This is a genomic window from Ruegeria sp. BA2, from assembly GCF_056539605.1.
The window spans coordinates 271,187-278,955 of record NZ_JBQFVE010000006.1 but is presented as its reverse complement, the minus strand read 5'-3'; the positions used below and the strand labels follow the sequence as shown (position 1 = coordinate 278,955).

Annotated in this window: 11 protein-coding genes and 1 tRNA gene; 4 read left to right on the top strand and 8 right to left on the bottom strand. The window is 54.5% G+C overall.

Going from position 1 to position 7,769, the window contains the following annotated elements; genetic code table 11:
• Nucleotides 1–192: 192 nt before the first annotated feature.
• The 4 genes from ACR0NN_RS15340 to ACR0NN_RS15325 form a co-directional block, all read right to left on the bottom strand.
• Nucleotides 193–477: a hypothetical protein gene (locus ACR0NN_RS15340; RefSeq protein ID WP_170683185.1), complete on the bottom strand. Its 285-nt coding sequence runs from the start codon at nt 475–477 to the stop codon at nt 193–195.
• Nucleotides 478–509: 32 nt separating this feature from the next.
• Nucleotides 510–1,193: a PspA/IM30 family protein gene (locus tag ACR0NN_RS15335; protein WP_170723457.1), complete on the bottom strand. Its 684-nt coding sequence runs from the start codon at nt 1,191–1,193 to the stop codon at nt 510–512.
• 89 nt (nt 1,194–1,282) lie between these two features.
• Nucleotides 1,283–1,873 (bottom strand): TetR/AcrR family transcriptional regulator, encoded by a 591-nt coding sequence (locus ACR0NN_RS15330; RefSeq protein WP_480685003.1) that lies wholly within the window; start codon nt 1,871–1,873, stop codon nt 1,283–1,285.
• Nucleotides 1,874–1,930: 57 nt separating this feature from the next.
• Complete coding sequence (locus ACR0NN_RS15325; RefSeq protein WP_170723459.1) at nt 1,931–2,305, bottom strand: hypothetical protein; 375 nt, start codon at nt 2,303–2,305, stop codon at nt 1,931–1,933.
• A gap of 47 nt (nt 2,306–2,352) precedes the next feature.
• Here ACR0NN_RS15325 and ACR0NN_RS15320 point away from each other — a divergent pair, with 47 nt between their 5' ends.
• Nucleotides 2,353–3,153 (top strand): alpha/beta fold hydrolase, encoded by an 801-nt coding sequence (locus ACR0NN_RS15320; protein WP_480685002.1) that lies wholly within the window; start codon nt 2,353–2,355, stop codon nt 3,151–3,153.
• On the opposite strand, the gene ACR0NN_RS15315 is transcribed toward ACR0NN_RS15320, so the two are convergent.
• The 4 genes from ACR0NN_RS15315 to ACR0NN_RS15300 all read right to left on the bottom strand — a co-directional run bounded on the left by ACR0NN_RS15315 (nt 3,154) and on the right by ACR0NN_RS15300 (nt 4,598).
• Entirely contained in the window at nt 3,154–3,339 is a 186-nt protein-coding gene (locus ACR0NN_RS15315) for a hypothetical protein (protein WP_170723460.1), read from the bottom strand. It lies immediately after the preceding gene.
• An 84-nt stretch (nt 3,340–3,423) separates the two neighbouring features.
• Nucleotides 3,424–3,816, bottom strand: coding sequence for a rhodanese-like domain-containing protein (locus tag ACR0NN_RS15310; protein WP_170723461.1), 393 nt, complete (start codon nt 3,814–3,816; stop codon nt 3,424–3,426).
• Between the two features lie 64 nt (nt 3,817–3,880).
• Entirely contained in the window at nt 3,881–4,024 is a 144-nt protein-coding gene (locus tag ACR0NN_RS15305; protein ID WP_480685000.1) for a hypothetical protein, read from the bottom strand.
• Nucleotides 4,025–4,512: 488 nt separating this feature from the next.
• Nucleotides 4,513–4,598, bottom strand: a tRNA-Leu gene (locus ACR0NN_RS15300).
• A gap of 215 nt (nt 4,599–4,813) precedes the next feature.
• Between ACR0NN_RS15300 and ACR0NN_RS15295 the strand changes: the two genes are divergently transcribed.
• The 3 genes from ACR0NN_RS15295 to ACR0NN_RS15285 are packed head-to-tail and all read left to right on the top strand — an operon-like array spanning nt 4,814 to nt 7,709.
• Complete coding sequence (locus tag ACR0NN_RS15295; RefSeq protein WP_170723462.1) at nt 4,814–5,857, top strand: pyridoxal-phosphate dependent enzyme; 1,044 nt, start codon at nt 4,814–4,816, stop codon at nt 5,855–5,857.
• Nucleotides 5,854–6,999 (top strand): M24 family metallopeptidase, encoded by a 1,146-nt coding sequence (locus ACR0NN_RS15290; RefSeq protein ID WP_170723463.1) that lies wholly within the window; start codon nt 5,854–5,856, stop codon nt 6,997–6,999. Before ACR0NN_RS15295 ends, ACR0NN_RS15290 begins: the two co-directional genes overlap by 4 nt.
• Nucleotides 6,996–7,709, top strand: a complete 714-nt coding sequence (locus ACR0NN_RS15285) for an aspartate racemase/maleate isomerase family protein (protein ID WP_170723464.1) — start codon at nt 6,996–6,998, stop codon at nt 7,707–7,709. The genes ACR0NN_RS15290 and ACR0NN_RS15285 overlap by 4 nt, the downstream gene beginning before the upstream one ends.
• The last annotated feature ends 60 nt before the right edge of the window (nt 7,710–7,769 follow it).

Genomic DNA, 7,769 nt, shown 5'->3' with positions numbered 1-7,769 from the left:
CGAAGACGGCAACGGTGCGGTTGAGGCAAAAGTCAAAGCCGAAGTCGCCGAACTCTGCGCCCGCTTCCCAATTTATCCAAACCTCTGAGACGAAAGTTAACGACCGGGAAAGCGGCGCTGGTCAAGCGCCGCTTTTTTTGTTTGAGCTTGCACAAGCGCCGGGCCTATTACCAGCCCCTGCAGCGGTCTGGATCAGATATCCGATTTCGGGTCCTTTAGAACATCTTCCAGTAGCTTTTCGTTCCGCGCCTCTTCGATACGGTTAATGCGATCCTCGGCAGAGCGTGCATCGAAGCGATATTTGACAACGTTGATCAGACTCAACGTCAGCAGGACGACTCCCATCCCCCAATAACCTTTTGTCGCCAAAGGGACCTCGGTCGAAAGATAAAGCGAAATTCCGAGCAAAACATAGGCTACAGCTACACCAGCGCCATTCAGCATCAGGATCAATGCGTTTTCATTACTGTTGGTCATTTTAAGTCTCCTCTTTCAATCTGCGTGTCGGTTTAGTCGTTGGTTTGGGCATGAATGCGCGCCAGAACGTCTGCTGCAGTCGCACGGGTTTTGGGGCCGTATCCGGCCTCTTCCATCCGCTCGGCAACGTTGGTGTGATCAAGGCCAGATTCGATTTCCTGTAGGATTTCAGATTGCTCGAACGGATCGTCCTGCTTCATTACCCGATTGATCAGGCCTTCAGCCTCATCCATCGGGCTCTCACCGCCTAAGTGGCGGTTCATGCGCGCCTGAAGCCCCTGCTCACGACGCACTGCACGGGCAGATATGGCACCCTGTTTCAGATCCAGAATGCGCCGGCTTGCAAGTTCGACGGTCTGCCGTAACCTGAGGATGCGCGCCTCAAGGCGATCAACCGTCTGAGATCGCAAAACCGTTTCGTTTTCCAGATCGGCAATCGCCTGTGCTGCACTTTGAGCAAGGTCTTGGCGTTTGTCAGACAGCGCTAGGGTTGCGCGTGTCATCAGGTCATCTACCCGCTTCTTCAAGGTATCAATCTGACGGGTTTCACTGCGCTGACGCTGGATCAGGCTTGCCAATGTAAGCTTCGCCGCTTTGAGGTTTTGCTCCGCTTCGCGGATCTTCTGATCAATGAGTTCGATGGAATATGCATCGCGCAGGCGATCCTCAGCCGGTGCGTTTGCACCGTTGATTAAGGTCTTGAGCGTACCAAACATGCGTTCCTCCAATTATGAACATCGTTCACAATATGGAGGTAGCAATAAAATAAACGTCGTTCAATATTTTTTGAACAGTGTTCAGGAAACTATTTGTTTCCAATTCTGAGAAGAACCTGAGAAATCATTCGCTCAATCTGTTCGGGCGGCACACCAGATATCCGGTTCTCAAGCCCAAGCGTTACGATGCCATGAACCGATGAAAACAAGGCGCGTGTCATCAATGCCAATTCCGCCTTGTCGTAATCCGGGAAAAGCTCAGCAACCGGTTCTGCGATATAGGCAAACAGCCCGTTCAGAGCTTCGCGGTACCAATCGGGTACCGGCCCGTCTTCGGACATTTGCAGATCGAACAGAGCGCGCCAGAGATTGGTGTTTGAATCGGCGAAATTCAAATATGCCGTGCTCATCAAGATCAACCGTTTAACGGGCCGTTCTTGACCATTAAATGAGCTGCTGACTGCTTGCTCCAGCCTTTGGAAGGTGCGGCCATTCACGGCCATGGTGATCGCATTCAGGTCTTCGAACACATTATAGATCGCGCCCAGAGCACACCCGGCATCCTTCGCCAAATCCCGTGCACGCAGTTCGGCCAACCCATCGCGGGCGATCCGGGTCTCCGCCGCCTCGACAAGCCGTTCGCGGAGTTGGTCACGTCTGATCTGGGTTTTGCTTGCCATCACGCCCTCTGTATCTGAACCACGTTCATCGCCAAGCGGATAAGCCAATTCTTTGGGTCAGATCAAGTCACGCCACCAGAGAATCGTGACCACCGCAGCCATCAACGCGAGCAAACCCAGCGCGAGTGACCCGAGAAAGCTTAGAAACCAACCCCAACGCCGATCCGCGAGGTTGATGGCGATCAGGTGGCTTTGAACATCTTCCGAGGCTTGCTCAAGCTTCGGCGTATCCAGCACAAGCCGCAGCTTTGGGTGAACCGCCATTTGCTCGGCCTGTGCCAACACCAGCGCCTGTTTATATACTTTACGCGGCAAACGCCGCTTTGCCCGCCGGACCGAAGCGATCAGAGTTTTATCTTTCACGCCGAGTTTTTTGCGCAGCAGTTGAATGGTCTCTGCAATCCGAGTCTGGATATCGATTTCCTGCGACATTGGCGCCTCCTGAAGGGGCAATTTAACTGGGCGCCGCGCGGGCGACAATGGGGCTGGTTGTTCTGTGCTGTGACGCGTATCACAAGGTTATGCTGAATACGATCATCCATGGCGACCCGACGGACAATCCCCCATTGCTCATTGCACACGGCCTATATGGCTCGGCCCGCAACTGGGGTGTCATTGCACGACGGCTGTCAGATGAACGGCAGGTCATTGCTGTGGATATACGCAACCACGCCTACAGCTTTTGGGACGCTCAGCATGGTTATCCTGATCTGGCGCGGGATCTGGCCGAGGTGATCGACAGCGTCGGGGGCATCGCAGACATCGTCGGGCATTCCATGGGCGGAAAGGCATCGATGGTTCTGGCGCTTGAACATGGGGAACTGTTGCGCAAGCTGGTCGTTGCCGACATTGCGCCCGTGGCCTACAGCCACAGTCAGATTCAGTTCATCGAGGCGATGAGAGCCGTAGATATGTCGCGCGTTCAGCGCCGTTCAGATGCCGAATCGCAGCTCGCTGATCTTGGGGTTGAAAAGGCGCTGCAGAGCTTTTTCACGCAATCTTTGGATGTTGAGGGGAGCCGTTGGCGGTTGAACCTGGATGCCTTGGCCAACGAAATGCCAAAGATCATGGGCTTTCCCGAAATCTCAGGCCATTGGGACGGTCCTACCCTGTTCCTTTCCGGCACGGCATCCGACTATGTGTTGCCTGAATACCGCGACCAGATTCGCGCTCTCTTTCCAGCCGCTCGGTTCGCCAAAATCCCCGGCGCGGGCCACTGGTTACACGCCGAGAAACCCCGCGAATTCGAAGCTGCAGTCCGAGCGTTCCTGAACGCCTAATCAGGCACCTTGATACAGGCGTTTTGCCACCAGCCATGACACCGGTGCGGCAATAACCGCCCCTGCTGCTGCTGCGGAAAGAATTGCAATCCAAGTCACCATTCCAGCAACCAGAACTGCGATTACGGCAGACCCAGCGATTGCTGTGGCGATCAAAGAATAAAGCATGGCTGCAAGGCGTATCATGGCCAGTATCCGATATGTTAGCTACTGGCACATACAGTAAAGCAACGGAACATGTGCGGCTTTGATTTGGGTCAGATTAAGCAGCTACATCCCGCTATCCATTGGCCCGATCGCCTCGCCGCCGCCATTCACCCAATCTGCGAACCCACCCAGATTGTAGACATGCAAATATCCCATGTCCTTAAGCAGTTTTCCTGCCAGCGCCGCCCTGCCGCCCGAGGCACAATGAAGGATGATCACCCGATCTTTGCGCAGTTCCGCATCATAAGACGGCAAATCCGGATCTGCCCGAAACTCCAACATACCGCGCGAGATATGATGCGCACCAACGGCACGGCCGGTTTTTACCAGCTCAGGCGCATCGCGAATATCCAACAACAACGCACCCTGCCCGATCAGCTCTTGCGCTCGGCTGGCATCAATGCGCTCGACCACTGCATTTGCGGCCTGCATCATATCTTTGACCGTTAATGGCATCTGCTTCCCTCCAAGACATGTATCGATGGAAAACTAACATGCAAAAAACTGAAGGTGTAGACGCTCAGACGATCAATAATCCCTGAAGGCACGCGACACACTGTCGACCACCGGTTTTGTGATAGGCCGAAAAGGACCGTTCCTCAGTCTGGATCATGATCTCGGCGGGCACGCCGGGTGTCGGCACAAATCCCCGCACACGGCTCATCTTTTCGGGGTTTGCGAGATACGCGCCAGATAAACTTCTTGCGGCATTCCGGCTGAAACCTCGACCAGTGGGTTGGCAGAAACATAAAATACTCACCCTTAAGCACCGGGGTTGTCCGCTGATTGAGCGCAACCAGGCGCATCGTGGCGATTTGCCCGGTCACCACGCAACGCGTTCGGAAACGTAAGAAACAGCTTATACATGAAAAATTCCAGATACCTGGCCAAGCAATGAGCAGGCAGCTATCAATGTTGAAATCTAATCAGTGGCAGCCACGAAATTGGATAGCAGACAAATCTCAAACTCTTTGCGTGATTTCTTCAATCGCAAATGGGTTTTGGAATTATGATGCATCCACTGAATTGAACTGTGCTAAGTCCGGTTTTTCCCGCACCCTTGCCGAATGTCGCATAGATAGAGGTTTAGAACCCCAGAAACGAACCCTCATTTCAATGAATTACGCTTCTTTACGAATACTGGAAGCTGTTTGGTACCCGCGGCCGGACTCGAACCGGCACGGCCTTTCGGCCCAGAGATTTTAAGTCTCTTGTGTCTACCATTCCACCACGCGGGCACATCACAGATGTGGCTCATTCGAACCGCGCCGATGACGTGGTGAATCTCATACAACCAACCAAAACGATTGAAAAGATGCTCATTCATCGGATCTTAGATTGCATCTGCGATGTCGATCTTCGCTCACTCTCAGCCTGGCCCGTCTATCGCCGAGCTTGACAGTTTTCAGTCAATTCTGTCACGTCGGCCCAACACCAAATCAGGGAGCAAGAAATGAAAACAGTCAGCAACCCGTTTCGAAATGGGTCAAAGCTTGCCGATAAAGCACCCTATCCTTCGGTCGAAATCGGGCGGTTGAGTCGTCATCGCTCATTTTGTCCCGATTTTGTCACCACTTCACTGGTCGATGCGCCTGCGCTGGCACCTGTTGCAAATCTTTGGATCAAGGATGAACGTAGCCGGATGGGCCTTGGGTCGTTCAAAGCTTTGGGTGCCGCCTATGTTATTGCCTGCCAGGCGCATGACATAACTGATACACCGGGCGAAAGTACCCTCAAGGGGCGCACCTATGTCACCGCGAGTGCAGGCAATCATGGGATGAGCATGGCAGCGGGGGCGCGTGCGTTTGGGGCGGACGCAGTTGTTTACATTGCTGATACCGTTCCCGAAAGTTTCGCAGACCGATTGCGGGCTCAAGATGCCCAAGTCGTTCGGGCAGGCGCGGATTATGCGGCGAGCATGGAGGCTGCCAGTCAGGCGGCGCAAGAGAATGCCTGGATTTTGCTCTCAGACAGTTCTTGGGAAGGGTATATTGAACTCCCTCATCTGCTGATGGAGGGGTATCTGCAGATGGCCGTTGAAGCGGCTGAGCAATGTGCCGAAGCGCCGACTCATATTTTGCTGCAAGCTGGTGTGGGCGGTATGGCCGGGGCTGTTGCCGCATATGCGCGGGTCGTCTGGGGCGATGCACCAAAGATCATCGTTGTCGAACCGGCATCGGCCCCAGCATTACAGGCGAGCATCCAAGCGGGACACTGTGTTTTTGCCGATGGCCCCGATAGCATCATGGGACGACTGGATTGCAAAGAACCTTCGTTGATCGCCCTGAATGGCCTTGCACGAGACGCTGATCTGTTTCTGACGCTGGAAGATTCTCAAGTCGCCGAGCACCTTCCCACTATGGCGAAGGCAGGTTTGGAAACCAGCGCCTCGGGCGGAGCTGGAATTGCCGCAGTTCTGAGCGCTGACGCACGCAAAGAAATGGGTATCGGTTCAGATGCCAAGGTACTGTGCATGCTGACAGAACAGCCCGCATGACCGGTTTCAGTCCAGAGGAGTTCGCAGCAAGGGTCGCACGGGCGCAAGACCGGATGCAGGCCACTGGTCTGTCCGCCCTGCTGCTGACAACCGAGCCGGAGATACGCTATTTCACTGGGTATCTCACCCGATTCTGGGAAAGCCCAACGCGGCCCTGGTTCTTGATCGTCCCTGCGAGGGGCAAGCCGGTTGCGGTAATACCTTCAATCGGCGCGGCGCTGATGGCGCAGACATGGATTGATGACATTCGAACCTGGAGCGCACCGGACCTACAAGATGACGGCGTTTCCCTATTGGCTGACGCATTAACCGAATTAACACCTGCCGGAACCCAGATTGGCTGTCCCGACGGGCATGAAACACATATCCGAATGCCGTTGGCTGACCTAAGACGCCTCGAAACTGCAATTGGCACCCGCCAAATTACCGGCGACCACGGCATTCTTCGGACGCTGCGCATGGTGAAATCCAATGCCGAGATTGCAAAGCTTCGCACCGCTTGCCAGATTGGTGCTCGCGCCTTTGCGCGCGTACCAGAAATTGCTTCGGTCGGGACGCCGCTGGATCAGGTGTTTCGAAACTTTCAGCGGCTCTGCCTTGAAGAAGGCGCCGATTGGGTCCCCTATCTTGCCGGAGGCGCTGAGCAAGGTGGATACACCGATGTGATATCGCCTGCCCGACCAACTCCACTGCGTTTGGGTGATGTGCTGATGCTTGATACTGGGTTGGTTCACGATGGCTATTTTTGCGACTACGACCGAAATTGGTCGATCGGTCCAGCAAGTGCGCCGGTGCGTGCGGCCCATGCAAGACTGGTGGAAGCTTCGGATGCCGCATTCGAACAGGCGCGACCTGGTGTGACGGCGTCTCAACTGTTCCATACCATGAATAATATTCTTACCGATGGCGGTTCGGGTACGGATGCCGGGCGACTGGGGCACGGGTTGGGAATGTCGCTAACGGAGTGGCCCTCAATCATTCCGAATGATCATACTGAATTGCGCCCCGGAATGGTGCTCACGCTCGAGCCAGGGATTGCCGTCAACGACAAAATCCTCGTGCATGAAGAAAATATTCTGATCACTGAGGGTGAACCCGAGTTCCTGAGCCCTCGTATCGGTCCGGAAATTGCTGAGCTATGAGTAATTTGCCCTATACCCTGGATCCTGACGATCCCAGCGCCGCGCCAATGGGGCTGATTGTTTTGCAAACAGACGAAACCATCGAGCCCGAATTCCGCAGCCTCTTCTCGGATGATAAAAGCCCGCTTTATGTGAGCCGCATTCCCAGCGGGGCTGAGGTCAACACAGACACTCTGGCGCAAATGCAAACCGACCTGCCCGCCGCCGCCGATCTGTTGCCAAAGGCGCGACCTTATCATGTTGTGGGCTATGGCTGTACCTCAGCCAGTTCCGTGATCGGTTCGGAACAAGTCGAGAAGATGGTCAAACAGGCCTGCGACACTGCAACAGTTACGAATCCTCTGCGCGCGGCTGCTGCTTGTGCCCGAAATCTAGGCGTATCTAAGTTCGCTCTGCTTTCTCCGTATATCGAAGAGGTAAACACCCCATTGCGGCGCGCATTCCTTGAACAGGGTATTTCGATGGATGTGTTCGGTACGTTTGGCGAATCCGAAGAGGCCAAAGTTGTGCGCATCTCGACCGATTCCATTGTTGAAGCGGCATCGAATCTTGGCTCCGATCAGGCGGTCGATGCTGTGTTCCTTAGTTGTACAAACCTGCGCACGCTGGATGCGATTCCAAGGATCGAAGCCAAAATTGGCAAGCCCGTTCTTTCCAGCAACCAAAGTTTGGCCTGGCACATGAAGCAACTGAACATGTCGCAAATTTAGGCAAATGTGACGCTAAGGCGAAGCCAATCGCTTTACGGGCTTGCGACCATTTGTTAGCCT